The 25,841-nt window shown below is 59.3% G+C and carries 16 protein-coding genes, 3 tRNA genes and 3 rRNA genes; 18 read left to right on the top strand and 4 right to left on the bottom strand.

What is annotated here, in order from left to right; all coding sequences use genetic code 11:
- Nucleotides 1-35: 35 nt before the first annotated feature.
- The 6 genes from AC3WOY_RS04020 to rrf all read left to right on the top strand — a co-directional run bounded on the left by AC3WOY_RS04020 (nucleotide 36) and on the right by rrf (nucleotide 6,339).
- Nucleotides 36-125: transfer RNA gene (locus AC3WOY_RS04020), tRNA-Ser, on the top strand.
- Between the two features lie 1,053 nt (nucleotides 126-1,178).
- Nucleotides 1,179-2,709, top strand: a 16S ribosomal RNA gene (locus AC3WOY_RS04015).
- A gap of 63 nt (nucleotides 2,710-2,772) precedes the next feature.
- Nucleotides 2,773-2,849 (top strand) — tRNA-Val (locus AC3WOY_RS04010).
- A gap of 31 nt (nucleotides 2,850-2,880) precedes the next feature.
- A tRNA-Gly gene (locus AC3WOY_RS04005) sits at nucleotides 2,881-2,956 on the top strand.
- Between the two features lie 243 nt (nucleotides 2,957-3,199).
- Nucleotides 3,200-6,074 (top strand): 23S ribosomal RNA (locus AC3WOY_RS04000).
- A 152-nt stretch (nucleotides 6,075-6,226) separates the two neighbouring features.
- Nucleotides 6,227-6,339 (top strand): 5S ribosomal RNA (gene rrf / locus AC3WOY_RS03995).
- The 16S, 23S and 5S rRNA genes sit together here with 2 tRNA genes alongside, the layout of an rRNA operon.
- 156 nt (nucleotides 6,340-6,495) lie before the next feature.
- On the opposite strand, the gene AC3WOY_RS03990 is transcribed toward rrf, so the two are convergent.
- Nucleotides 6,496-7,206, bottom strand: a complete 711-nt coding sequence (locus AC3WOY_RS03990) for an IclR family transcriptional regulator (RefSeq protein ID WP_492421071.1) — start codon at nucleotides 7,204-7,206, stop codon at nucleotides 6,496-6,498.
- A gap of 122 nt (nucleotides 7,207-7,328) precedes the next feature.
- Between AC3WOY_RS03990 and AC3WOY_RS03985 the strand changes: the two genes are divergently transcribed.
- The 5 genes from AC3WOY_RS03985 (at nucleotide 7,329) to AC3WOY_RS03965 (ending at nucleotide 14,522) form a co-directional block, all read left to right on the top strand.
- Nucleotides 7,329-8,531, top strand: a complete 1,203-nt coding sequence (locus AC3WOY_RS03985) for a CaiB/BaiF CoA transferase family protein (protein WP_492429179.1) — start codon at nucleotides 7,329-7,331, stop codon at nucleotides 8,529-8,531.
- Nucleotides 8,528-9,379, top strand: a complete 852-nt coding sequence (locus AC3WOY_RS03980) for a citryl-CoA lyase (protein ID WP_492421070.1) — start codon at nucleotides 8,528-8,530, stop codon at nucleotides 9,377-9,379. The genes AC3WOY_RS03985 and AC3WOY_RS03980 overlap by 4 nt, the downstream gene beginning before the upstream one ends.
- Before the next feature lie 232 nt (nucleotides 9,380-9,611).
- Nucleotides 9,612-10,487, top strand: coding sequence for a LytR C-terminal domain-containing protein (locus AC3WOY_RS03975; protein ID WP_492421069.1), 876 nt, complete (start codon nucleotides 9,612-9,614; stop codon nucleotides 10,485-10,487).
- A 346-nt stretch (nucleotides 10,488-10,833) separates the two neighbouring features.
- On the top strand, nucleotides 10,834-13,419 hold the full coding sequence (locus AC3WOY_RS03970; RefSeq protein WP_492421068.1) for a bifunctional aconitate hydratase 2/2-methylisocitrate dehydratase: 2,586 nt from the start codon (nucleotides 10,834-10,836) through the stop codon (nucleotides 13,417-13,419).
- A 320-nt stretch (nucleotides 13,420-13,739) separates the two neighbouring features.
- Nucleotides 13,740-14,522 carry a PRC-barrel domain-containing protein gene (locus AC3WOY_RS03965; protein WP_492421067.1) on the top strand — a complete coding sequence of 261 codons (783 nt, stop codon included), beginning with the start codon at nucleotides 13,740-13,742 and terminating at the stop codon, nucleotides 14,520-14,522.
- Nucleotides 14,523-14,536: 14 nt separating this feature from the next.
- Here AC3WOY_RS03965 and AC3WOY_RS03960 read toward each other — a convergent pair whose 3' ends face one another.
- Together AC3WOY_RS03960 and AC3WOY_RS03955 are read right to left on the bottom strand one after the other, a co-directional pair.
- Complete coding sequence (locus tag AC3WOY_RS03960; protein WP_492421066.1) at nucleotides 14,537-14,743, bottom strand: hypothetical protein; 207 nt, start codon at nucleotides 14,741-14,743, stop codon at nucleotides 14,537-14,539.
- 142 nt (nucleotides 14,744-14,885) lie between these two features.
- Nucleotides 14,886-15,719, bottom strand: a complete 834-nt coding sequence (locus AC3WOY_RS03955; RefSeq protein WP_492421065.1) for an AraC family transcriptional regulator — start codon at nucleotides 15,717-15,719, stop codon at nucleotides 14,886-14,888.
- A gap of 176 nt (nucleotides 15,720-15,895) precedes the next feature.
- Between AC3WOY_RS03955 and AC3WOY_RS03950 the strand changes: the two genes are divergently transcribed.
- A complete protein-coding gene (locus AC3WOY_RS03950; protein ID WP_492421064.1) occupies nucleotides 15,896-17,515 on the top strand; it encodes a methyl-accepting chemotaxis protein in 1,620 nt (539 codons plus the stop codon).
- Nucleotides 17,516-17,772: 257 nt separating this feature from the next.
- On the opposite strand, the gene AC3WOY_RS03945 is transcribed toward AC3WOY_RS03950, so the two are convergent.
- On the bottom strand, nucleotides 17,773-18,051 hold the full coding sequence (locus tag AC3WOY_RS03945; protein ID WP_492421063.1) for a winged helix-turn-helix domain-containing protein: 279 nt from the start codon (nucleotides 18,049-18,051) through the stop codon (nucleotides 17,773-17,775).
- A 236-nt stretch (nucleotides 18,052-18,287) separates the two neighbouring features.
- On the opposite strand from AC3WOY_RS03945, the gene AC3WOY_RS03940 reads away from it, so the two are divergent.
- The 6 genes from AC3WOY_RS03940 (at nucleotide 18,288) to AC3WOY_RS03915 (ending at nucleotide 25,774) form a co-directional block, all read left to right on the top strand.
- Entirely contained in the window at nucleotides 18,288-19,313 is a 1,026-nt protein-coding gene (locus tag AC3WOY_RS03940; RefSeq protein WP_492421062.1) for an SDR family oxidoreductase, read from the top strand.
- Nucleotides 19,314-19,371: 58 nt separating this feature from the next.
- A complete protein-coding gene (locus AC3WOY_RS03935) occupies nucleotides 19,372-19,764 on the top strand; it encodes a TraR/DksA family transcriptional regulator (RefSeq protein WP_492421061.1) in 393 nt (130 codons plus the stop codon).
- A 102-nt stretch (nucleotides 19,765-19,866) separates the two neighbouring features.
- Nucleotides 19,867-20,880 (top strand): adenosine deaminase, encoded by a 1,014-nt coding sequence (locus tag AC3WOY_RS03930; protein ID WP_492421060.1) that lies wholly within the window; start codon nucleotides 19,867-19,869, stop codon nucleotides 20,878-20,880.
- A 105-nt stretch (nucleotides 20,881-20,985) separates the two neighbouring features.
- Entirely contained in the window at nucleotides 20,986-21,570 is a 585-nt protein-coding gene (locus AC3WOY_RS03925; protein WP_492421059.1) for a DUF4126 domain-containing protein, read from the top strand.
- Complete coding sequence (locus AC3WOY_RS03920) at nucleotides 21,570-24,071, top strand: ABC transporter permease (RefSeq protein WP_492429177.1); 2,502 nt, start codon at nucleotides 21,570-21,572, stop codon at nucleotides 24,069-24,071. Before AC3WOY_RS03925 ends, AC3WOY_RS03920 begins: the two co-directional genes overlap by 1 nt.
- 575 nt (nucleotides 24,072-24,646) lie before the next feature.
- Entirely contained in the window at nucleotides 24,647-25,774 is a 1,128-nt protein-coding gene (locus AC3WOY_RS03915; RefSeq protein ID WP_492421058.1) for a polysaccharide biosynthesis/export family protein, read from the top strand.
- Nucleotides 25,775-25,841 lie beyond the last annotated feature (67 nt).

Here is a 25,841-nt window from a genome sequence, read left to right as displayed (position 1 = left end):
CTTTGCCGCCCCGCATATCGATGCATTCCCAGACCGGAGGTGTGGCCGAGTGGTTTAAGGCACTGGTCTTGAAAACCAGCGAGGGTTTACGCCCTCCGTGAGTTCGAATCTCACCGCCTCCGCCAAATCTTTTCCAAGCACCGATCGACTTGGCTCTCTTCGTTCTCAAGGTGAAAGCAGCATGCTTCGCCTGAAACTGCACTTTTCATGGCATCTCACGTTGTTCCGGCAACTCGAAGTTGAAATCTTTCCCTCGCAAGCCCTTGTTCGTCATGAATGTGGCCATACATGTGTTCGTATAGTTTGGGGGTAAAAGTTATGGGAAACAACGTCACACATCGAGCCAAGGTGTCACCAGGAACTTGGAGCACCGATGAATACATTCGGCGCTGGGCGCGCAACCATGGAATGTCGTCTGGAGAGTGCGTCGTCCCACTGCAAAGTCTGCATGGCCTATGGGTGGCACGGATTAACTTTGGCCAAGCAGGAGAACCTGTGGAGCGCGTTGCCCCGGACGCATTATGCGATAGTCGTCCGTAACGATCTTTGCGGAGTGAGTTGTGCGAGTGAAAGTGGAAACTGGCCAATCGTTTCATTGATCGCAAGTCCCCATTCAGAAGCCGTTCAGAAGCCGTTCAATAAAGGCTGAGCATTCACGACATGCAGACTGTAGGGGCAAGTTATGTTCCTTCATAGGGGACTATTGCAGTGCATACATGGTCGAGAGGGCATCGTATGTCTTGTTTTGCAATCGATGGGCGCGGATTTTCTGAGTTGTCTTTATGGAATTTAATTTGGGTGACAGAAAAAAACCTTGCACACTCCCGAACGGCTTGCTATAGTTCGCCTCCCGTTGAGCAACACGCAGCAACGAAGCGATTCAGACGAGTCGGTTCCGAGAGCGAAAACGGTCTTGAATTACCGCCGCATAGTGATTAATCACAACGCATTAATCAGGTGGAGAAAATGGTAAGGCAAGTGAAATGAGTTCTTTAAAAAATAACAGCCGATAAGTGTGGGCGCTTGGTGGAAGTGCGGCGCTGGGGTGACTCAGCGTAGAACTTAAAACATTAAGTGCTCACAAAAAAAATATAGGTAAGTTCACAAGAACATACCTGTCAGTATTTTGAGTGAGCGACGGTTCTTCGGAACCTGGCAGCAATGCCACAACAGAGATTGAACTGAAGAGTTTGATCCTGGCTCAGATTGAACGCTGGCGGCATGCCTTACACATGCAAGTCGAACGGCAGCGCGGGAGCAATCCTGGCGGCGAGTGGCGAACGGGTGAGTAATATATCGGAACGTGCCCTGGAGTGGGGGATAACTAGTCGAAAGACTAGCTAATACCGCATACGATCTACGGATGAAAGTGGGGGATCGCAAGACCTCATGCTCCTGGAGCGGCCGATATCTGATTAGCTAGTTGGTGGGGTAAAAGCCTACCAAGGCGACGATCAGTAGCTGGTCTGAGAGGACGACCAGCCACACTGGGACTGAGACACGGCCCAGACTCCTACGGGAGGCAGCAGTGGGGAATTTTGGACAATGGGGGCAACCCTGATCCAGCAATGCCGCGTGTGTGAAGAAGGCCTTCGGGTTGTAAAGCACTTTTGTTCGGAAAGAAATCGCCTGGGCTAATACCCTGGGTGGATGACGGTACCGGAAGAATAAGCACCGGCTAACTACGTGCCAGCAGCCGCGGTAATACGTAGGGTGCAAGCGTTAATCGGAATTACTGGGCGTAAAGCGTGCGCAGGCGGTTGTGCAAGACAGATGTGAAATCCCCGGGCTTAACCTGGGAACTGCATTTGTGACTGCACGGCTAGAGTGTGTCAGAGGGGGGTAGAATTCCACGTGTAGCAGTGAAATGCGTAGATATGTGGAGGAATACCGATGGCGAAGGCAGCCCCCTGGGATAACACTGACGCTCATGCACGAAAGCGTGGGGAGCAAACAGGATTAGATACCCTGGTAGTCCACGCCCTAAACGATGTCAACTAGTTGTCGGGTCTTAATTGACTTGGTAACGCAGCTAACGCGTGAAGTTGACCGCCTGGGGAGTACGGTCGCAAGATTAAAACTCAAAGGAATTGACGGGGACCCGCACAAGCGGTGGATGATGTGGATTAATTCGATGCAACGCGAAAAACCTTACCTACCCTTGACATGGTCGGAATCCTGGAGAGATCTGGGAGTGCTCGAAAGAGAACCGGCGCACAGGTGCTGCATGGCTGTCGTCAGCTCGTGTCGTGAGATGTTGGGTTAAGTCCCGCAACGAGCGCAACCCTTGTCATTAGTTGCTACGAAAGGGCACTCTAATGAGACTGCCGGTGACAAACCGGAGGAAGGTGGGGATGACGTCAAGTCCTCATGGCCCTTATGGGTAGGGCTTCACACGTCATACAATGGTACATACAGAGGGCCGCCAACCCGCGAGGGGGAGCTAATCCCAGAAAGTGTATCGTAGTCCGGATTGTAGTCTGCAACTCGACTGCATGAAGTTGGAATCGCTAGTAATCGCGGATCAGCATGTCGCGGTGAATACGTTCCCGGGTCTTGTACACACCGCCCGTCACACCATGGGAGCGGGTTTTACCAGAAGTAGGTAGCCTAACCGCAAGGAGGGCGCTTACCACGGTAGGATTCGTGACTGGGGTGAAGTCGTAACAAGGTAGCCGTATCGGAAGGTGCGGCTGGATCACCTCCTTTCTAGAGTTCGCATCCAAATCAAGCGTTCACACTTATCGGTGTGTTATCAAAGACAGCCGCAGTAGGTCTGTAGCTCAGCTGGTTAGAGCACTACCTTGACATGGTAGGGGTCGTTGGTTCGAGTCCAATCAGACCTACCACTTCGCGGAAAAATCAAACCTAAGTTTCAATGCGGGAATAGCTCAGTTGGTAGAGCGCAACCTTGCCAAGGTTGAGGTCGAGAGTTCGAGACTCTTTTCCCGCTCCATTAATTTAGGTTTGATCTTTTACGATCAATAGGCTGTTTTGTTCTTTAACAATCTGGAAGAAGTAGTAAAGAATTTATCAGTTGTAGCTGATGCGTTGTGATGACGTGTTGGTTGCGACTGGTGGGTTGTGATTGTATCAATCATATGTATGAAAGAGTTCTCGCAGCAATGCGAGTAGTCTGGAATACGGCACGCAAACTCAAGCTCTATAGCGTTTCTCGCAAGAGAAGCTAACGTTATAGGGACAAGCGAATAAGTGCACATGGTGGATGCCTTGGCGATATCAGGCGATGAAGGACGTAGTAGCTTGCGATAAGCTGCGGGGAGTGAGCAAACACACTTTGATCCGCAGATTTCCGAATGGGGAAACCCGGCCCTTTGGGTCATCCCACACTGAATACATAGGTGTGTGGAAGCGAACGCGGCGAACTGAAACATCTAAGTAGCTGCAGGAAAAGAAATCAACCGAGATTCCCAAAGTAGTGGCGAGCGAAATGGGAACAGCCTGCAAGATTTAGCATCAGCGATAGTGGAACGCTCTGGAAAGTGCGGCCATAGAGGGTGATAGCCCCTTACACGAAATCCCTGGTGTGGAACTAAGCTTGCGACAAGTAGGGCGGGGCACGTGAAACCCTGTCTGAACATGGGGGGACCATCCTCCAAGGCTAAATACTCGATATCGACCGATAGTGAACCAGTACCGTGAGGGAAAGGCGAAAAGAACCCCGGAAGGGGAGTGAAATAGAACCTGAAACCGTGTGCATACAAACAGTAGGAGCCTCGCAAGGGGTGACTGCGTACCTTTTGTATAATGGGTCAGCGACTTACATTCAGTGGCAAGGTTAACCGCATAGGGAAGCCGTAGAGAAATCGAGTCCGAATAGGGCGTTCAGTCGCTGGGTGTAGACCCGAAACCAAGTGATCTACCCATGGCCAGGATGAAGGTGCCGTAACAGGTACTGGAGGTCCGAACCCACTAACGTTGAAAAGTTAGGGGATGAGCTGTGGGTAGGGGTGAAAGGCTAAACAAACTTGGAAATAGCTGGTTCTCTCCGAAAACTATTTAGGTAGTGCCTCAAGTATCACCATCGGGGGTAGAGCACTGTTATGGCTAGGGGGTCATCGCGACTTACCAAACCATTGCAAACTCCGAATACCGATGAGTGCGAGCTTGGGAGACAGACGCCGGGTGCTAACGTCCGACGTCAAGAGGGAAACAACCCAGACCGCCAGCTAAGGTCCCAAAGATTGGCTAAGTGGAAAACGAAGTGGGAAGGCTAAAACAGTCAGGAGGTTGGCTTAGAAGCAGCCATCCTTTAAAGAAAGCGTAATAGCTCACTGATCGAGTCGTCCTGCGCGGAAGATGTAACGGGGCTAAGCCAGTCACCGAAGCTGCGGATATGCGTAAGCATATGGTAGGAGAGCGTTCTGTAAGCCTGCGAAGGTGTCTTGTAAAGGATGCTGGAGGTATCAGAAGTGCGAATGCTGACATGAGTAGCGATAATGCGGGTGAAAGGCCCGCACGCCGTAAGCCCAAGGTTTCCTGTTCAACGTTCATCGGAGCAGGGTGAGTCGGCCCCTAAGGCGAGGCAGAGATGCGTAGCTGATGGGAAGCAGGTTAATATTCCTGCACCGTCGTTAGATGCGATGGGGGGACGGATCGCGGAAGGTTGTCCGGGTGTTGGATGTCCCGGTTCCTAACTCAAAGAAGGCGCTTAGGCAAATCCGGGCGCGTAATTCAAGGGGTTGGGACGAGCGGCTTTATGCCGCGAAGCAATCGGAAGTGGTTCCAAGAAAAGCCTCTAAGCTTCAGTCTAACGAGACCGTACCGCAAACCGACACAGGTGGGCGAGATGAGTATTCTAAGGCGCTTGAGAGAACTCGGGAGAAGGAACTCGGCAAATTGGTACCGTAACTTCGGGATAAGGTACGCCCTTGTAGCTTGACTGGCCTGCGCCAGGAGGGTGAAGGGGTTGCAATAAACTGGTGGCTGCGACTGTTTAATAAAAACACAGCACTCTGCAAACACGAAAGTGGACGTATAGGGTGTGACGCCTGCCCGGTGCTGGAAGATTAAATGATGGGGTGCAAGCTCTTGATTGAAGTCCCAGTAAACGGCGGCCGTAACTATAACGGTCCTAAGGTAGCGAAATTCCTTGTCGGGTAAGTTCCGACCTGCACGAATGGCGTAACGATGGCCACACTGTCTCCTCCCGAGACTCAGCGAAGTTGAAGTGTTTGTGATGATGCAATCTACCCGCGGCTAGACGGAAAGACCCCATGAACCTTTACTGTAGCTTTGCATTGGACTTTGAACCAATCTGTGTAGGATAGGTGGGAGGCTTTGAAGCGGTGACGCCAGTTGCCGTGGAGCCAACCTTGAAATACCACCCTGGTTTGTTTGAGGTTCTAACCTTGGTCCGTTATCCGGATCGGGGACAGTGCATGGTAGGCAGTTTGACTGGGGCGGTCTCCTCCCAAAGTGTAACGGAGGAGTTCGAAGGTACGCTAGGTACGGTCGGACATCGTGCTAATAGTGCAATGGCATAAGCGTGCTTAACTGCGAGACTGACAAGTCGAGCAGGTACGAAAGTAGGACATAGTGATCCGGTGGTTCTGTATGGAAGGGCCATCGCTCAACGGATAAAAGGTACTCTGGGGATAACAGGCTGATTCCTCCCAAGAGTTCATATCGACGGGGGAGTTTGGCACCTCGATGTCGGCTCATCACATCCTGGGGCTGTAGCCGGTCCCAAGGGTATGGCTGTTCGCCATTTAAAGTGGTACGTGAGCTGGGTTTAAAACGTCGTGAGACAGTTTGGTCCCTATCTGCCGTGGGCGTTGGAAGTTTGAGGGGGGCTGCTCCTAGTACGAGAGGACCGGAGTGGACGAACCTCTGGTGTACCGGTTGTCACGCCAGTGGCATTGCCGGGTAGCTAAGTTCGGAAGAGATAACCGCTGAAAGCATCTAAGCGGGAAACTTGCCTCAAGATGAGACTTCCCGGAGACTTGATCTCCCTAAAGGGTCGTTCGAGACCAGGACGTTGATAGGTCAGGTGTGGAAGCGCAGTAATGCGTTAAGCTAACTGATACTAATTGCCCGTGCGGCTTGTCCCTATAACCTTAGCAAGGTATAGGCAAGTAAGCGTGTGAATGACTGTTCAATCACACCCGCCAATTTGTAGTACCCCTAACTACTGCTTCTTCCCAGATTGAGTTGTTTGTATCCGCCAGCAGCAACGGCAATACATGCAACGCTACAAGTTATGCCTGATGACCATAGCGCGTTGGTCCCACCCCTTCCCATCCCGAACAGGACCGTGAAACGACGTCGCGCCGATGATAGTGCTGCAACCAGTGTGAAAGTAGGTAATCGTCAGGCTTGTTATTCGCATGAGCCCCTCCTTCGAACGAAGGCGGGGCTTTTTGCTTTGCAGCGATGAAATTTATTTCCGCCATTCCACGATGGCGAAATCATCGCTCTGCCGCCAAGGGGCGCACGGGTTTGTGCCTCTTCAATGCTACCTTGGTTGTGTGACTACACTTGCTCGGCTGGGTACACGCCGGGGTTGCCACCGAACTGACGCGTCAGGTCGCGTGCATGCTTGTAGAGGACTGGCAGAATTTCTTCCACCGTCATTTCTTCGATGCGATAGCGCGGGCCGGACACTGTGAGCGCTCCCGCAAATTCCTGGTGAATGCCAAACACGGGGCATGAGACCGCTGCTGTTTCCGGGTCGCGCTCTCCGTATGATGCGGCGTGCAGGGTCTGCCGGATCTCGTCGTAACGTCGTCCTGAGTGGCCGCCAAAGGCAAGGATCACATGCCCCGATGCACCTACGTCGATTGGCAATCGGTCTCCTTCGCTGATCGCATCGCGCACCGCCCGCGGCGCATCCACGCGGTGCAGGCACACGCGCTTGTCGCCATCCCGGACAAAAAAAGAGGCGCTTTCACGCAGTTCCCCTGCAATTTCCCTAAGTGCCTTCGGCACGCAGTCGGCGGTGCGGAATTGGCGCTGGTAGAGCGTGCCGAGATAGAGCGGCTTAGCCCCAAGCTTGTAGTACCCCTCGTCGTCACGGCGCAGGTAACCGAATTTTTCCAGCGACTCGGCCAAGCGCAGGGCGGTGCTCTTGTACAGGCCGGTACGGCGCGATATTTCGCTCAAGGTCAGGCCACGGTCATCGGCTGTAAAGGCGTCGAGGATCGTCAGCGCCCGGTCGACGGCCGCAACACCGTCATTATTCATCGGATCTCCATCTCGTTTCGTCCATTGTTCGTGTCGTAGTGGCAACCGGTTGAAGTCGCCAGACCGATGGTGAATAATAGAACACTGTTCTGTTAGACGCTACATTTTTGGAGGTTTCCTTGATGACGAACGCAATGCAGGGAATACGCGTGCTGGACCTGACCAACGTCCTGGCCGGGCCATTCTGCGCATACCAGCTGGCGCTGCAGGGCGCGGATGTGATCAAGGTCGAGATGCCACTTGACGGAGACCTCGCGCGCCAGCTGGGTGCTGACACGACGCTGAATGCAGAGCGGATGGGAGCCTCCTTCCTCGCACAGAACGCTGGCAAGAGGTCGATGACCATCGACCTGAAATCGGAATCCGGAAAGGAAGTATTGCGCCGACTAGTCGCTACGGCCGACGTGCTTGTCGAGAACTTTCGGCCCGGCGTCATGGCAAGACTTGGGCTCGGATATGAAGCGTTGAAGAGGCAGAATCCGCGGCTGGTCTACTGTGCGATATCCGGTTTTGGCCAGGATGGCCCACTCAAGGATGCGCCGGCCTACGACCAGATCGTTCAGGGCTTGTCAGGCGCCATGAGCATCACCGGCGACGAGGACAGTGCACCGCTGCGGGTGGGGTATCCGGTCGCCGATTCGATTGGTGGCCTGACGGGGGCGTTTGCCATCGCGTCGGCGCTGCTTCGGCGGGCAACGACGGGCGAGGGGGCGTTTATCGATGTGGCCATGCTGGACGCGACTATTGTGACAATGGGATGGGTCGTGTCGAATTACCTGGTGGCGGGGCAAGTGCCACGTCCGTTTGGCAATGACAATTTCACTGCCGCACCTTCCGGCGCCTTCCGCACTGGGGAGGGCTTGCTCAACATTGCTGCCAACAAGCAGGAGCAGTTCGTGGCGCTGGCGAAAGCGATTGGTCGGGAGGATCTCGTTTCCGATGCGCGCTTTTCCGAACGAGAGGACCGCAAGCGCTATCGGGCTGCACTTACCGAAGAGATCGAACAAGGATTGGCTAAGCGGACGGCCGAGGAGTGGGAGGCGGTGCTCAATCAGGCGGGCGTGCCTGCTGGCCGCGTGCTGACCGTGCCGCAAGCCCTTGCGCATCCCCAGGTGCAGCACCGGAGGCTGCTGCGCACATTCGAGGAGGTACCGGGAGTCGGACGTCCGGTGACCCTGGCGCGCGCCGGGTTCAGGATGGATGGGATGGATTCCGGCTCGGCACTTCCGCCGCCGCGCCTGGGCGAACATACCGAGACGTTACTGAAGGAGCTCGGCTATTCCATCGACGAGATCGAAACATTGAAAAAGGCAGGTGCGGTATGAGTGCGAAGACAGCCGAACAATTGTTGCAGGAAGCATCGTCCTGGTGGACGACCGGGATCATCGACATCCATCCTGGCAAGATCAACATCCGCGGCTATCTGATCGAGGACCTCATTGGGGAAATTCGCTTTCCGGAAATGATCTGGCTGATGCTGCGCGGGGACCTGCCTACGCGGGCACAGGCGGCGCTGCTGGAAGCGGCATTGGTCGCAAGCGTGGATCACGGGCCGCAAGCACCGTCGATCGCGATTTCGCGCATGGCGGTCACTTGCGGGCTGCCCCTGAATGGCGCGATGGCGTCGGCCATCAATGCGCTCGACGACGTGCACGGCGGGGCAGGGCAGCAGTGCATGCAGATTTACCAGCAGATAGGCGCCTTGACCGAGAGTGGGATCGACCTTGCCGCTGCGGTCGATTCCGTACTCGACGGCTACATCGCCGAACATGGCAAGATCATTCCCGGCTTCGGCCACCGTTTCCATCCCATCGACCCGCGTACTCCGAAGCTGCTGCACCTGGTAGAGAATGCGCGTAACGATGGAGCGGTCGGCGGACATTACGCTCGCATCGGGTTGGCGGTGGAAGAGGCGCTGGCTCGGCGGACCGGCAAGCGTATCCCGATGAACATCGATGGTGCGACCGCGGTTGTCTTCTCCGAACTTGGCTTTGCCGCTGAGCTCGGGCGCGGGCTGTTCGTCCTGTCGCGTGCCGTCGGCATCCTCGCCCATGCCTGGGAACAACGGATGCAGGGCGGGCGGATCAAGGGACCGATGCCACCTGCTATTCCTTATGCCTATACCGGCATGGACAGGCGCAGCTTGGGGCCGGGAGAGCGTGACGGCGGCTGACTCCGCGCTTGCCAGCCATTTCCGAATTCCTTGATTCCGGCTATTGTAATGTTGCAGTACGGCATCCATAATGGCCGGCGCCAGGCGTTTCCTCCGTCCCGCCACAGGGGAAGCGATCCCCGCATCGCGCGTTGCCTGATAACCGCAACGCACGGCTCCTTCTATTGACTTCAGTCCGGATGCTGTCACCCTAGCCAGGGACGGCGTTCGCCGGCAGGGCAAACAGGTACGCATGTTCGACGACCGATTGACCGCGACGCGCCGTGTCGGCTATACGCCGGCGGCAGGCCGTATCCTGCTGCGCCGGCGGTTCAACAGCATGTTCGGCGACCGGATAGCCCGAACACTTTCAACAACAGGTGTAACCATGAAATCGACGACCGCAACGGCGAGTGCCAAACAGAACTGGACAGCCTTCGAGCTGCTCATGCTCGCACCTTTCGGGCTCCTGCTCTGGTATGTCGGCACCCAGCCGCTTGTTTTACCCGCTGCGCCTCCAGCAAGTGCACTCGTGCCGGTCGCCGCGGCTGCTGTCCCGGCCGAACAAGCCGTCACTACGCCTGTCGCGACCGTAGCCGATCCGGATGCCCCGGTTTTTGTCACGGCTGGCTCAACTGTCCTCCAGCGCATTGCTCCAGTTGCCAGGCTGACGCTCGAAGTGCAGGAAGCGGCGGCTGCGCTTCAGGATGCGGCACCGATGCAGGTTTCCGAAGCTCCGCCAGCGGCCGCGCCGGCTGCAGCTCCCGTCGAGCAGGCGCCGGTGGCACCTCAGGCTGCGGCAACCATGCGTATCGAGATTACGGACGGCACAGGCGTTGAGGGATTTGTCAAAGACGTTACTTCGCAACTGGAGAAATCCGGCGTGACCGTGTCCAGGACTACAATCATGACGCCCGGTGCGCAGCGCCGTACCGTCATCCTGTACCGCGACGGTTTCGAGCAAGATGCCGAACGTCTGAGCAAGCTGTTCGCGCATCCGCCCGCGCTGGTCAACAATTCGCGGTCGCGCAATGCGTCCGATGCATCGGACGTAAGGCTCGTGCTCGGCAGCGCAGCGGTGCGCGAAAAGGGATTCCAGGCGCCACGGGTCGCGGCATCCGGCATGTAACTCATCCATTTCCCCGCGCCGCGATCCTGCGGCGCATTCTCGTCATTCCCCGTTCAAACTGATCGAATTCCGCCCCAGCACAATAGGCTGGAGGCGGCTTTGCCATTTACGCTTCAAAAGTGTTGATGCCTGGAACTTTCCCGGCTGCGCGAATCGAACATGGCCGTTGCGAGGAGCCGGCAAATTGCCGCTTTGGCAATGCTTGGTCCGATCTTCGAAAAAAATTCCCGACTTTCTTGTTAAGTCTTATGTCTTATAGAAGAGTTGTTCGAGTACAATAACGCCAGAACAGGCAGGTCAGGATTTTTCCTTATCTTTTCAATAACCAAACTGGAAGAGCACACACATGCTAGCAGCGTACCGTAACCATGTCGCCGAACGGGCGGCCCTCGGCATTCCTCCGCTCCCGCTATCCGCGGCGCAGACCAAGGATCTGGTGGAACTCCTGAAGAACCCGCCGGCAGGCGAAGAGCAGTTCCTCGTTGACCTGCTGACCAACCGCGTCCCCGCCGGTGTGGACGATGCCGCCAAGGTCAAGGCTGCCTTCCTCGAAGCGGTTGCCAAGGGCACCGAGAAGAGCCCGCTGGTTTCGCGCGAACTGGCTACCAAGCTGCTGGGCACCATGCTCGGCGGTTTCAACATCAAGCCGATGATCGACCTGCTGGGTGATGCAGCTGTCGGCGGCGTCGCTGCCGAGGGCCTGAAGAAGACCCTGCTGATGTTCGACTACTTCCACGACGTCAAGGAACTGGCCGACAAGGGCAATGCCAACGCCAAGGCCGTGCTGCAATCCTGGGCCGACGCCGAATGGTTCACCTCCCGTCCGGAAGTCCCGCAGAGCATGACCCTGACCGTGTTCAAGGTCTCCGGCGAAACCAACACCGACGACCTGTCGCCCGCTCCGGACGCGACTACCCGTCCCGACATCCCGATGCACGCGCTGGCGATGCTGAAGAACGCACGCCCCGGCATCAACCCGGACGAGCCGGGCAAGGTCGGCCCCATCAAGCAACTCGAAGCACTGAAGACCAAGGGCAACCTGGTCGCCTACGTCGGCGACGTGGTCGGCACCGGTTCTTCCCGCAAGTCCGCGACCAACTCCGTGCTCTGGTTCACCGGTGAAGACATCCCCTTCATCCCCAACAAGCGCTTTGGCGGCGTCTGCCTCGGCAGCAAGATCGCTCCGATCTTCTACAACACGATGGAAGATGCCGGCGCGCTGCCGATCGAACTCGACGTCAACAAGATGGAAATGGGCGACGTCATCGAACTGCGTCCGTACGAAGGCAAGGCCCTGAAGAACGGTGAAGTCATTGCCGAATTCAAGGTCAAGTCCGACGTGATCTTCGATGAAGTCCGTGCCGGCGGCCGTATTCCCCTTATCATCGGCCGTGGCCTGACCGCCAAGGCGCGCGAATCGCTCGGCCTGCCGCCGTCCACGCTGTTCCGCCTGCCGCAGAACCCGGCCGATTCCGGCAAGGGCTTCTCGCTGGCGCAGAAGATGGTCGGCCGCGCATGCGGTCTGCCGGAAGGCAAGGGCGTGCGTCCAGGCACCTACTGCGAACCGAAGATGACCACCGTCGGCTCCCAGGACACCACCGGCCCGATGACCCGCGACGAGCTGAAGGACCTGGCTTGCCTGGGCTTCTCCGCCGACCTCGTGATGCAGTCCTTCTGCCACACCGCAGCCTATCCGAAGATCGTCGACGTCAAGATGCACCAGTCGCTGCCGAACTTCATCTCGACCCGTGGCGGCGTTGCGCTGCGTCCGGGCGACGGCGTGATCCACTCTTGGCTGAACCGCCTGCTGCTGCCCGACACCGTCGGCACCGGCGGCGACTCGCACACCCGCTTCCCGATCGGCATCTCCTTCCCGGCAGGTTCCGGCCTGGTGGCGTTTGCTGCCGCGACCGGCGTCATGCCGCTCGACATGCCGGAATCGGTGCTGGTCCGCTTCAAGGGCGACCTGCAGCCGGGCGTCACCCTGCGTGACCTTGTCAACGCGATCCCGCTGTACGCGATCCGCCAGGGCCTGCTGACTGTCGAGAAGAAGGGCAAGAAGAACATCTTCTCCGGCCGCATCCTCGAAATCGAAGGCCTGCCGAAGCTGAAGGTCGAACAGGCGTTCGAACTGTCCGACGCGTCCGCCGAGCGTTCCGCTGCCGGTTGCACGGTCCACCTCGACAAGGAGCCGATCGCCGAATACATGACGTCCAACATCACCCTGATGAAGTGGATGATCGCCAACGGCTACCAGGACAAGCGCACCCTCGAGCGCCGCATCAAGGCCATGGAAGCATGGCTGGCCAAGCCGGAACTGCTGAAGGGCGACGCCGATGCCGAGTACGCTGCCGTCATCGAAATCGACCTGGCCGACATCAAGGAGCCGATCGTTGCCTGCCCGAACGACCCGGACGATGTGAAGACCCTGTCCGAAGTCGCCGGCGACAAGATCGACGAAGTGTTCGTCGGTTCCTGCATGACCAACATCGGCCACTTCCGCGCGGCGTCCAAGCTGCTGGAAGGCAAGAGCGACATCCCGGTTCGTCTGTGGATCGCTCCGCCGACCAAGATGGACCAGCAGGTGCTGACCGCCGAAGGCCATTACGGCAACCTCGGCCGCACAGGCGCCCGCATGGAAATGCCGGGCTGCTCGCTGTGCATGGGCAACCAGGCACAGATCCGCAAGGGTTCCACCGCGATGTCGACCTCGACGCGTAACTTCCCGAACCGTCTCGGCCTGGATACGCGCGTCTACCTCGGCTCGGCTGAACTTGCGGCGGTCTGCGCGATGCTCGGCAAGATCCCGACCAAGGAAGAGTACATGGCGAATATCGGCGTGATCGACAAGAACGCGTCCGACATCTACCGCTACATGAACTTCGATCAGATTGCCGAGTTCCGCGAAGTGGCGGACGGCGTGCAGGTGTAAACGCTACCTTGCGCGGTCCTGCCGCGCAGTCGGCGAGAAGGGGCTTCCTCACGGGGACGCCCCTTTGTTTTTCGTCGCCTTTCAGTTCACCAACGGAATTGTTGATGAATCTCAATACCATTGAGATTTCAGCTTATTAACATCGCGGCATACATACTTTTCTAAGAAGAACAAGATGTAAGTACCGGAGCCGGCGGTAGATAAAGGTACCGGCACCAATTCCAGGCCCTCCCGATGCGGAGGGCTTTTCATTTGCAGCTGGAACCTTTGAATTGGCCGGGAACCTAATTTCTTATCCATAGCACACGCTCGAGGTCATCATGCTGCACAGTGCCAATGCGCTTCGCGGTTTCGCCATTGCCGCCACCGACGGGGAACTGGGCAGCATCCGCGATGTGTACTTTGATGATGCCGAGTGGGTGATCCGCTACCTGGTCGTCAATACGGGCGGCTGGCCCAACGGCTTCGATGTCCTGCTGTCGCCAATGTCGGTGCTGGACGAGGAGTGGGACCGTCGCGCGCTGCGCGTCGACCTGACAATGCAGCAGATCCGGAACAGCCCGAGCATCGATACTGCCAAGCCCGTCGAGCGCCAGCACGAGGAAGAATTCAATACCTACTACGGCTTCCCGTTCTACTGGGCGGGGCCGCATCGCGGTTCAGCCGTGTATCCCGGTGTGATCGAGAAAAAGCCAATGGAGCCGGCCGATGTGCTGGCGATCCGGAAGCGGCTGGAGGAGGAGCATACCCGCGCTGATCCGCACCTGCGCAGTTGCAGCGAAGTGGTCGGCTACCACATCCATGCCACGGACAAGCAGATCGGGCATGTCGAAGACTTCTTGTTCGACCACATCGACTGGTCTATCCAGCTTATGGCGGTAGATACGCGCAAATGGCTGTTGGGCAAACATGTGCTGATTGCGCCGAACCAGATCGACCGTGTCAGCTGGGAAGACCGGACAGTGTTCGTGAACGCCTCGAAGGACCAGATCGAACACAGCCCGGAATACGATGAGATGCACCCGCCGGAAAGCGGAGCGGAACTGGAGTTGTATCGCATCACCGGGCAGAGTGCGAAACCGCCAACACGGCCCGCCCGGTAATCCCGGAGCATCCGTCAGTTCTTCATTGGCTTGACGTCATGCAGGTAGGAAAAACGCGGACGCTGTTCTTCCTCCGTCGGTCGGCGATCGGCATATTCTTGCTCTTCAACCACATCGATGTACTGGCTGCCGTCAAGCGGACGGCCGGCAAACGGACTGGCGGGGACATCCTTCTGGACGGCCTTTTTCACATCGCCCTTGCGGGAGGCTTGGCGTTTCATGACTGGTCCTTTCCGGTTCCGTAAGTGACTGGAAGCGGCAGATGCGACAGCGAAGCACGTCTTGCCTGCAGACAACGCAGCGGCCGTCGCGCCTTGCCCTTGATTGCCATGAGACCAGTATAGACAGATTTCCTCGCGGCGCTCAGGCCGGAGCGGTTGCCTGTTTCATCCACTCCGTTGGCGCCACGCCGAATCGCGCGGCGAAAGCGCGCGTGAACGCGGGCTGGTTGGCATAGCCGATCGCACGCGCGACATCCTTTACCGAGCGCCGATCTTTCAGGTACGTCTGCGCCAGGTCCAGTCGCCAGTTCTGCACGTAGTCCGCCGGCGTTGTGCCTACGACCGCCCGAAACCGGGTGATAAAGCCAGTTCGCGAAAGACCGGCCAGCCTGGCCATCGCCTCTACCGTCCACGGACGGGCGGGATTGGCGTGCACTGCCTGCAATGCCGCTGCAAGCCTGGGTTCGGACAGGCCTGCCAGCGTTCCGGTCTTGACGTGCCCGGATTCCAGCGCATGACGGATGACATGAATGACCAGCACGTCGCACAACCGGTCGAGGATGAAGTGCCGGCCGAGCGCGTTCTCGCCCGCGCTTTCCTCGAACATCATCAGCAGCGTGGGGCCGAGTCCCTTGATGGCGTCCAGCGGAATCCGGATGACGTCGGGCAGCGAGGTAGCAAGGGGATTCCGTTGTGGATGGCGGAACACCAGGTTGGCGCACAGCAGTTCGGCGCGGGAGTCCGGCGGCACGACCAGCCGGTGGTCGAGCGGCCTGGGATAGAAAACGAGGGCAGGCGTATCGACTTCGATCGGCGGGCGATCTCCGTGGTGCATGATGACGCGTCCGCCGCGCACGAGGTGGAGCTGGCCGTAGCCATCGGAAGCGCGGAATTCGTTGGCACCGCAGAACTCGCCGCGAAAGAACAGTGTCGCGGTGAAGCCGAACTGCGTGAGCAGCGGGGAAAAATGGTCCATGTCCTTGATCGGAATGCGACTTGTACGAAGGGATACGTGTTTTGTCCGATTTAGTATCGCTTTTGAACAACACATATCGAAACGTACCGGAAGGCAGTTTAGCATTTCTCATCGGAAAACGTTTTTTCGCCAGTTTTTTCCTGGGCATCGCCCGGTCAACTTTTAACGACATCATCATGCCCTTTCATTCGAACATGCAGATAGGAACCAAGCTGGCGCTTGGTTTTGGCTCGGTCGTGCTGTTTATCCTGGCCCTGGCCATTCTTGCCGTCGTGCAGACGGAACAGGTCGCCGGCGTCATCCGCGCGCAGAACGCGGTGCGGGTCGAAAAGCTGGAGCGTCTGTACGTTGCCCGCGAAGCCCTTGCGCAGACAGGCCTGGCAGCGCGCAACGCCCTGGTCTTCACCAACGAGGCCGATGCTCGCCGGGAGCTGGACATCCTCGACCAGCAAAAGGCGGTCTACCTCGACGCGCTGGCTGTGCTGGCGCCGCACTTCCAGGGCAACGCCGACTTCGAGCGGACCCGCGACGGCCTGTTGAAAATGGCCGAGGAGCTGAAGCGTCCGCGGCTCTATCGCGAGGCGCAGAAGATGCAGGAGTTCGGAGAATTCCTCGTCAACGAATGCAGCCCGCTGCGGCGGAAAATCGTCGCCGACATCGACATCGTTCTCAAGTCGGCGCAGAAGGATGTGGACGAGCAAAGCAAGCGTGCGGAGGAATTCGCCGCGCGTTCGGAAGTGGTCGTGGCGGCGGTTGCGGGGATTGCCATCCTGATCGGTGCCGTCATCGGCATCCTCATCACGCGCGGCCTCCTGGCGCAACTGGGCGGCGAACCGCATGCGGTGCGCGACATTGCGCGCCGCATCGCCGGACGCGACCTCATGGTGGACGTCGTCACGAAGCCGGGCGACCGCGACAGCCTGATGGCGGCGATGAAGGACATGCGCGACAGCCTCGTCGAGATCGTCAGCCAGGTCCGCGCCGGCACGGACGCCATCGCAACGGCCTCCGGCGAGATCGCGAACGGCAACCGCGACCTGTCGGAGCGCACCGAGCAGCAGGCCGGTTCGCTGGAGCAGACCGCGTCCTCCGTGGAGCAGCTCACCGCAACGGTGAAACAGAATGCCGACAACGCCCGTCAGGCCGACGTCCTTGCCGCGTCGGCCTCGGAGGTTGCGATCAAAGGTGGCAGTGTCGTGGCGCAGGTGGTCGATACCATGGATGCCATCCAGGGGGCATCGCGCAAGGTGGTCGAGATCATCAGCGTGATCGACGGAATCGCCTTCCAGACCAATATCCTCGCGCTCAATGCCGCTGTCGAGGCTGCCCGGGCGGGAGAGCAGGGCAAGGGGTTTGCGGTCGTCGCGGCGGAAGTCCGCTCGCTTGCCCAGCGTTCGGCGAACGCGGCGAAGGAAATCGCGGCGCTGATCGGCGAGTCGGTGGAGCAGGTGGAGTCGGGCTCGAAACTGGTGACGGAGGCCGGCGATACGATGCGGGAAATCGTCGACAGCATCAAGCGGGTCACCGACATCATGGGAGAAATTGCTGCCGCCAGCCAGGAGCAGACGCTCGGCATCGGCCAGATCAACGGCGCGATTTCCGCCATGGACAAGGGAACGCAGCAGAACGCGGTGCTCGTCGAAGAGGCCGCCGCCGCTGCGCAAAGCCTGCAGGATCAGGCCGCGAAGCTGGCAGGGCTGGTTGGCATGTTCAGGATCGAGGGCGCAGCAGCCGGCGTGGCACCATTGATATCGGTCAACTCAGGCCGCTTCCGCCGCCTCGGTGAGGCGGCCTAGGTATAGCGCAGCGATCAGGCTTCCTCGAGTTCTGTGTCGAATTCGACGGTGACGATCGCGCGGCATTGTTGAACACGAAGGCGACTGCCAGCAGGCGCGTACGCGTTCGATGCCGCTGACGGCCATGGGACGGGGCAGGACGCCCCGTAGTACATCGAAAAACCTGGTCAATCAGTACTCCGTTGACGAAAGCTGGCCAAAGGAGGCGAGTCTACACGAAATGCACTTTTTTGGTGCGCGGCGGGTGGGGCTTGGCGTCAGGCCTTGAGATAGCGTTTGACGCCGTTCTTCTTCAGCACCTCGCCCCAGGATTCGATGCGGTAAATGTCGCCCACCTTGTGCAGGACGACACCGAACTCTTCCCGCAAGCGTTGAACCTCGGCGTCGATGGTTTCCCGGTCATGGCCGGTCAGGTCGGCGATGGCGGAGACGGTCGGTCGTTCGAGGAGGTCGATGGCGGACAGGAGGACGAAAAGGCGGCGCGCATCGTGGCCGGGGTATTGCGGTACGCCGAAATGATTTCTCGGAAAGTTCATTGCGATTCTCCTGCCTTATGCCGGAAACGGTCCGGATGGGGCTTCTTATTGCATTGCGCTTGCCGTACTGACTGATTGTAGTACCGAATCGGGAAGACGGGTGGCGATGAAAAATCGCGCATGCACGCGGTAAAAATTGCAGCGGCAAGGCCGGTTTTCCGTGCTTGCACCGGGAGCAACCAGCCTGCGATGCAGGCATGTTTTTCGCTGTGGCGATAGCGGAAAGGAGCGCCGACATGAAATTGCAGCTGAAAAGGATTGCAGAACAGGTCATCGTGATCACCGGTGCCACGAGCGGCATCGGACTGACGACCGCGCGCAAGGCAGCCCGGCGCGGCGCAAAGCTGGTGCTCGTGGCGCGTAACGAGGATGCATTGCGGCAGCTCGCGTTCGAACTCACCAGGCGCGGCACCGAGGTGGTCCATGTCGTTGCCGATGTCGGGATCGAGGAGGATATGCACAAGGTGGCGCAGGCGGCGATTGATCGCTTCGGCGGATTCGATACCTGGGTGAACAATGCCGGCATCTCGATCTTCGGCAGGACCGAGGATATTTCCATGGAGGACCAGCGGCGCCTGTTCCAGACCAATTTCTGGGGTGTGGTGCATGGCTCGCTGATTGCGGCCAGACATCTCCGGCAGCACGGCGGGGCGATCATCAATATCGGCAGCGAAGTGTCCGACCATGCCTTGCCGCTGCAGGGCATGTACGCTGCTTCCAAGCATGCGGTCAAGGGCTTCACGGATTCCCTGCGGCTGGAGCTGGAAGAGGACAAGGCACCGGTGGCAGTGACGCTCATCAAGCCGGCAGCCCTGGATACGATGTTCGTCGAGCATGCGAAGAACTACATGGAAGTCGAGCCGCGCCTGCCGCCGCCAGTGTATGCCCCCGACATCGCCGCCGACGCGATCCTGTATGCCGCCGAGAATTTCAAGCGCGATATTTTTGTCGGCGGGACCGCCCGGCTGGCGTCCTCGACGGCGCACTACGCACCGCGCACGATGGACAGCTACATGAAGCGCTTCATGTTCCGCCAGCAAAAGAGCGGAACGCCGGCGAGGGATCGTACCCAGAACAGCCTGCACCACCCGGGGCCGGATCTGCTGGAACGCCAAGGCCTTCCCGGCCCGGTTTTCGAATCAAGCCTGTACACGAGCGCTGCAATCCGGCCGCGTATCGTCACCGCCATCATGTTCGGCGTCGGCCTTGCCCTTGCGGCATGGTGGCGCCTGAGGCAGCAGCCCGGTATGCGGCCCGGCTGAAAGGACCATGCGCCGCCCCCGGCGGCATTGATCAATTCGTCATTCCAAGAGGCACGCCATGTCAAACCTGAGCAATGGGCAACTTGCCGAACTTAAACAGATGCTGAATGAGCGCTTCAAGGAACTCAGCGCAGAGCTGGATCGCGAGGTGAGCGACCAGGACGATTACCTCGATGTCGCGACGGAAGCGCCGGACCCCGGCGACTCGTCCTTCGCCAACCTCGCGGTCGATCTTGGCAATGCGGCGATCACGCGCGACATCGTCGAGCTGCGAGCGATCGAGGCGGCACGCATCCGCCTGGAAAACGGCACCTACGGCGATTGCGTTACCTGCGAAACGGAAATTCCGTACGAGCGGCTGAAGGTGCAGCCGACCGCCGAACGCTGCGCGCCGTGCCAGGAGGCATGGGAGAAGACGCACGCAGACGGAGGCCGGGGCGCGACCATGTAAGGGCATCCGTGTGGCATTGCTGCGCGCTATTGGCAGTTCCCGCATCCGGCCTGTGTTACCGTACAATCGCAGCATAATTCACGGTAAAAGGAGGACGGGAAAATGGATGCTGTACTACGCGAGATCCTCAAGCAGATGCCCAAGGCCGAGCTGCACATGCATATCGAAGGCTCGCTCGAACCTGAACTGATTTTCGCCCTGGCCGAGCGCAACCAGGTGAAGCTGAACTACACCTCGGTCGAGGATCTGCGGCGCGCCTATGCGTTCACCGACCTGCAATCTTTCCTCGACATTTACTATGCGGGCGCGAGCGTGCTGCTGAAGGAGCAGGATTTCTACGACATGACATGGGCTTATCTGCAACGCGCGCGTGCCGACAATGTCCGCCACACCGAAATCTTTTTCGATCCGCAGACGCATACCGACCGCGGCGTTCCCTTCGCGACCGCCGTCAACGGTATCCATCGTGCGCTCAAGGATGCACAGGCCGAATGGGGAATGAGTTCGGCGCTGATCATGTGTTTCCTGCGCCACCTGTCGGAAGAGGCGGCATTCGAAACGCTGGAGCAATCCATGCCGCACCGCGACAAGTTCATCGGTGTGGGACTGGATTCTTCCGAGCGCGGCCATCCGCCGGAAAAATTTGCGCGTGTCTTCGCACGCTGCAAGGAACTCGGGCTGCGCCTGGTAGCGCACGCGGGCGAGGAGGGACCGCCGGAGTACATCCGGACGGCGCTCGACCTGCTTAAGGTCGAACGCATCGACCACGGCGTGCGCTGCCTGGAAGACCAGGCACTGACGCAGCGCCTGGCGCGCGAGAAAATGCCGCTGACCGTTTGCCCGCTGTCCAACATCAAGCTGCGCGTGTTCGACAAGGTTGCCGACCACAATATGCTGAAGCTGCTGGATGCCGGTCTTGTTGTCACCGTCAATTCCGACGATCCGGCATATTTCGGCGGTTATGTGAACGAGAATTTCCTGCAGATGTTCGAGGCTTTGCCGTTGGACAAGAATCATGCGTACCAGCTGGCGCGCAACAGCTTTGCGGCGTCTTTCCTCGACGCGCAGGCCAAGCAGAAATTCCTGGATGAAGTGGACGCATTCTTCGAGCAGTAACCTACCCTGAAGAGGGTTCGATGAAAGATGCCGCATTGCTTGTTGTATTCCGGCTGCCGGGGATTTCCCGGCGGCGGATCTTCCTGTGTTGCGACAGGAGGGGCAATGGCTGAGACGCTTTCCGCCGCTGCGCTGGCCAGCGGCCTTTCCTGGGCCAGCGGCATCCGGTTGTACATGACACTGTTCGTCGCGGGCTGGTTCGGCCGCGCGGGGTGGATCGATTTACCGCCGGCGCTGGAAGTGCTGCAATCGCCATGGGTCATGGCGGTCACCGGCGCGCTGCTGCTGGTGGAGTTCCTCGCCGACAAGGTGCCTGGCATCGATTCCGCGTGGGACGCAATCCAGACCTTCATCCGCGTGCCCGCGGGCGCAGTGATCGGCGCTGCCGCGCTGGGCGAAATGGGCACGGAGTGGACCGCCATCGCAGCACTTCTCGGCGGCACCTTCGCCGCGGGCGCGCACGTGACCAAGGCGGGGAGCCGTGCGCTGATCAATACCTCGCCTGAACCGTTCAGTAACTGGGCGGCCTCCTTCACGGAAGATGTTGCCGTGCTTGGCGGCTTGTGGATGGCCTTCTTCCACCCGCTCTTGCTGTTCGCCTTCCTGATTGTATTTTTCCTCATTGCATTGTGGCTGATGCCGAAGCTGTGGCGCGGCCTGCGATGGCTTTTCAGAAAGTTGAGTACCTGATGCTGAAACAGGCATTGCTGATGACCCGCCGCGACTGGCGGGCGGGAGAGCTTCGTTTCCTGCTGGTGGCGATGATCGTGGCGGTTGCCTCGCTGTCGTCGGTGGGATTCTTCGTCGATCGCATGCGCGCAGGCCTGAGCCGCGATGCGCACCGCCTGCTGGGCGCGGATCTCGTCATCAACGCCGACCAGCCGGTCCATCCTGCATGGCGCGAGGAGGCGCAGAAGCGCGGCCTCACGCTGGCCGACACGGTAACCTTTCCCAGCATGGCGCTCGCAGGCGAAGGAGACAATACCCGTTCGCAGCTCGCCTCGGTGAAGGCGGTTTCTCCGGGATACCCGCTGCGCGGCGCGCTCAGGATCGCGGACGAGCAGGAAGCGCCGGATGCCGAAACGCGCGATATTCCCGTTCCAGATACGGTATGGGTCGATGCGGGAGTATTGCAGGCGCTCGATGCCGGTATGGGGGAAGCCATCAGGCTCGGCGACAAGACCTTCCGCATCGCCAAAATCATCGCAATCGAACCGGATCGCGGTGCTGGCTTCATCAACTTTGCGCCGCGCGTCATGCTGCCGCTTGCGGACCTTCCGGCCACCAACCTGATCCAGTTCGGATCGCGCGTCATCTATCGCTTGCAGGTGGCGGGCGATGCGGCGAAGGTGACGGCGTTCCAGCGCTGGGTGCAGGACCGGATCGAAAGCGATGCCGTCAAGGGCGTGCGTATCGAGTCGCTGGAGTCGGGACGGCCGGAAATGCGGACAACGCTGGATCGTGCCGAGCAATTCCTGTCGCTCGTCGGCCTGCTTTCCGCGATGCTCGCGGCTATCGCCGTCGCCATGGCAGCGCGCCGCTTCATGCTGCGCCACATCGATGCCTGCGCGATGCTGCGCTGCCTCGGCCTGACGCAGAACCAGGTGACGACGATGTACCTGATCGAATTCGTGACGGTCGGTCTTGTCGGCAGCCTGCTGGGTGCGGTGGTGGGATTTGCCGCGCATTTCGTGCTGCTGGAGTGGCTGGCCCGCCTGGTGACCAACACGTTGCCGTCGGCGAGCATCATCCCGGCGGTGCAGGGCGTGGTGACCGGCCTGGTGCTGCTGGTCGGATTTGCCATCCCGCCCATCCTGCAATTGCGCAATGTGCCGCACAACCGCGTGATCCGGCGCGAGCAGGATGCGCCGCAACCGGTGACGGTGGCAACGTATGCGCTTGGACTCACCGCATTCATCGGATTGCTGCTCTGGCAATCGGGCGATCCGAAACTCGGCCTGCTGACGGCAGCGGGCTTTCTTGGCGGATTCGCGGCGTTTGCGCTTGTCGGTTTCCTTGGCCTGAAGTCCCTGCGCTTCCTGCGTCCCGCGCTCAACCACCCGGGCTGGCGTTTTGCCGTGACCGCATTGCAGCGCCGCACCGGCGCAACCGTGGTGCAGGTCGTGGCCTTGTCGCTCGGCCTGATGGCATTGCTGCTGCTGACCGTGATCCGCGGCGACCTGGTGAACGCCTGGCGCGACTCCACGCCGCCCGATGCGCCGAACCGCTTCATCATCAACATCCAGCCCGAGCAGAAATCCGATATCGAAAAACAGATCGCGGAAAACAGTCGCGGACGCAGCATGCTCTATCCGATGATCCGCGGACGCCTCGTGCAGGTGAACGACAGGGCGGTCACGGTGGACAGCTACGCGGAGGACCGCGCGCGCCGCCTGGTGGACCGCGAGTTCAACCTTTCCACGATGAGGGACATCCCTGAGCAGAACCAGGTATCCGCCGGCCGCTGGTTCGACGACAGCAGGCCCGAGGCATCGGTGGAAGAGGGGCTGGCGAAGACGCTCGGCCTGAAACTCGGCGACCGCCTGCAGTTCGATATCGGCGGCCAGCGCGTCGAAGCCACCATCACCAGCCTGCGCAAGCTCGAATGGGGATCGATGCGCGTCAACTTCTTCGTGATCCTCAATCCGTCGATCATGAAGAACATGCCGCAGACATGGATCACCGCCTTCCACTTGCCCGCCGACAAGATGGGGTTCGTCAACCGGCTCACGCGCGACTATCCGAACCTGACGGTGGTCGATGTCGGCAGCATGATCAGGCAGGTGCAGGGTGTGGTAGACCAGGTGATCTCGGCGGTCGAATTCCTGTTCCTGTTCACGCTGGCGTCGGGTGTGCTCGTGCTGTATGCGGCGCTCGTCGGCTCTCAGGACGAGCGCATCCGCGAATCGGGGTTGCTGCGCGCGCTCGGTGCGACACGTACGCAACTGTCGCAGTCACAGTGGATCGAGTTCGCGCTCGTTGGCGGTCTTGCCGGCATGCTCGCTGCGAGCGGCGCTGCAGCGGTCGGCTGGGCGCTGGCGAAATTCGTGTTCAACTTCGAGTGGACGTTCAGTCCTGTGGTATGGCTTGCCGGATTGTTCGTCGGTTCGCTGTGCGCCTTTGTCGGCGGCTGGGTCGGACTGCGTAATGTATTGAGCCAGCCTCCGCTGCAAACCTTGCGCGGAACCTGATCCCCGCTTGCCGCCGGAAAACTTCCGGCGTGTTCCCCAATGGCATCTCCTCCAAGTGAAGGGACTTAATTTCGATTAAGTCCCTTCGCGTTTCTGCGTGCTTTTTCGCAAGGTTGCATGTGCGCCTTGCTCCTATCTTCATTGCTGTAGAGGTGGTGCATCAATGTAACGAAACCTTTCAGTATTCTGTATTGATTCGCATGCATGTCACGCGACGCTCGCTATGAAAAACGCATCGATGAGAACAAAACAACGCTTTGATTCATGCGCATTTCATATGTGGGTCGCCGTTGATGAGTGTCAAAACAGGCAGGAAGGGTAAACGTAAAGTTGTACATAAGATAAGCCTAGTCAACCGGCAATGAAAGAGATGGAGCGAGCCACTCACCACGTGCCAGCGCGGCAAGTACTTGCCGGTGAATGTCGAAGACAGCGGCCCGCACGACGCCATCTCGAAGACGCATCTCTCAGCAATAGCCAAACGGTCTTCATGGCCGGATCGTACTACTCAGTGGGGTAATCATATGCACTTCAAGTCCAAGGCATCTCTCAAGAGATGGAGTATGGTTGTTGTCATGCCATGGATCGCGGCGGGCTGCGCTTCCGTCGCACCGGGTCTGCACTTCAACGGATCGAATTACAGTTCGGGCAGCAGCGCGCCCGATTCGACTGCCGCTTCCGGCGCCGAAAACATCAATCCTGTCTTGCGGCAAATCACGCCGCAACTCGTGAAGACCGAACGCGAGACACGCGAAAAGCAGGTGACCCAGGACATCAGCAAGCTCCTCGGCAAGCCGGGCCCGTACACCATCGAGAGCGGCGACGTGCTGTCCATCGTCGTCTGGGACCACCCCGAGCTGTCGAACAGCGCCACCGTGGCAGCGGGCGGCCCGGTGGGCCTCGGCTCCGATGCATCGACTTCGGCCACTACTGCGCCGCCGGCGGGCTTCATGGTCGACCATGAGGGCATGATCCAGTTTCCGTACGCAGGCCCGCTGAAAGTCGCCGGCCTGACGCAGGACCAGGCGCGCAACCTGCTGTCGAACAAGCTGTCCAAGTACCTGAAGCAGCCGAAGGTCACGCTGCGCGTGCAATCTTTCCGCAGCAAGCGCGTGTATGTCGATGGCGAAGTGAAGAACCCCGGCCTGCAGGCGATCAACGATATCCCGATGACCCTGGTCGAGGCCATCAACCGTGCGGGCGGCGTGCTCCCGACCGGCGACCAGAGTCAGATCATCGTCAACCGCAACGGCACCAATTACTTCATCAACCTGCCGCAGCTCGTGCAGCGCGGCGTCAATCCCTCCAGCATCATGCTGACCAGCGGCGATGTCGTCCGCGTGCGCTCGCGGGACGAGAGCAAGGTCTTCGTCTCCGGAGAAGTGGTCAGCCCGCGTGCGCTGCCGATGCATAACGGCCGCCTGACGCTGAACGAGGCGCTCGGCGAATCCGGCGGCATCAACCCGACCAGCGGCGACGGCAGCCAGATCTATGTGATCCGCAAGCAGGGCACCGAACAGGTGGTCTACCAGCTTGACGGGCGGTCTCCCGGCGCACTTGCCATGGCCGAGGGCTTCGAGCTGTCGCCCAAGGACGTCGTCTTCGTCGCGGCCACGCCGCTGGCGAACTGGCACCGTTCCATCAGCCTGATCCTGCCGGGCGCGTTGTCCTCGGCAGTCGGCGCGGTCGGTCCCGCGCGTTAGCAGTGATGCCGTGCCGAGGGTGAAGGATGCCCGCCGGATGAATCGGGCATCCAGCCCGGATCGTGCC

Source organism: Noviherbaspirillum sp. FW303-A3, assembly GCF_058788695.1.
This window is presented reverse-complemented; position numbering and strand designations above follow the sequence as displayed.